The organism is Mycobacterium sp. TH-M82, from assembly GCF_057473605.1.
In genome coordinates this window covers 1-1,210 of sequence record NZ_JBYCKY010000356.1, presented here as the reverse complement: position 1 = coordinate 1,210, position 1,210 = coordinate 1, and the positions used below count along the sequence as shown (strand labels likewise).

Annotated in this window: 1 protein-coding gene; it reads left to right on the top strand. The window is 69.3% G+C overall.

Annotation, left to right across the window (positions count from 1 at the left end; translation table 11 throughout):
• The coding region (phoH2, locus tag AC2VON_RS11025; protein ID WP_486952990.1) for an RNA 5'-3' helicase PhoH2 at window positions 1-1,210 on the top strand (1,210 nt) is incomplete at both ends.

Sequence of the window (1,210 nt, the reverse complement as noted above, 5' to 3'; positions counted from 1 at the left end):
GTGCAGCCGGTTCGCCGAGCACGAGGTGGTGGTTCCGCTGGTGGTGATCAGCGAACTGGAAGCCAAACGCCACCATCACGAGCTGGGGTGGTTCGCGCGCCAGGCGCTGCGCCTTTTCGACGATCTCCGTCTGGAGCACGGACGGCTGGATCAGCCGATTTCCGTTGGGAACCAAGGCGGTACGCTGCACGTCGAGCTCAATCACACCGACCCCGCGGTGCTGCCGGCCGGCTTCCGCACCGACAGCAACGACTCCCGGATCCTGAGCTGCGCGGCCAACCTCGCGGCCGAAGGCCGGCGAGTTACGTTGGTCAGCAAGGACATTCCACTTCGGGTCAAGGCCGCCGCGGTGGGCCTGCCCGCCGATGAGTACCACGCCCAGGACGTTGTGGCCTCCGGATGGTCGGGTATGCACGAGATCGACACCGCCGCCGAGGACATCGACGCGCTGTTCGCCGACGGCGAGATCGACCTGGTCGAGGCGCGGGATCTGCCGTGTCACACCGGGATTCGGCTTCTTGGCGGCAGCTCCCATGCGCTCGGCCGGGTCACCGCCACCAAGCGCGTCCAGTTGGTCCGCGGTGACCGCGAGGTGTTCGGGCTGCGCGGGCGTTCCGCCGAGCAGCGGGTCGCGCTCGACCTGCTGCTCGACGAGTCGGTGGGGATCGTCTCCCTGGGCGGCAAGGCCGGCACCGGGAAGTCGGCGCTGGCGTTGTGCGCGGGCCTGGAGGCGGTGCTGGAACGGCGGACCCATCGCAAGGTGGTGGTGTTCCGTCCGCTGTACGCGGTCGGCGGCCAGGAGCTGGGCTACCTGCCGGGCAGCGAGAGCGACAAGATGGGTCCGTGGGCGCAGGCGGTGTTCGACACCCTCGAGGGCCTGGCCAGCTCGGCCGTCCTCGAGGAGGTGCTGTCCCGCGGCATGCTCGAGGTGCTCCCACTCACCCACATCCGCGGCCGCTCGCTGCACGACTCGTTCGTCATCGTCGACGAGGCGCAGTCGTTGGAGCGCAACGTCCTGCTGACGGTGTTGTCCCGGCTGGGCACCGGTTCGCGGGTGGTGCTGACCCACGACATCGCCCAGCGCGACAACTTGCGGGTCGGCCGCCACGACGGGGTCGCGGCGGTGATCGAGAAGCTCAAAGGCCACCCGCTGTTCGCCCACATCACGCTGCTGCGCAGCGAGCGTTCACCGATCGCCGCGCTGGTCACC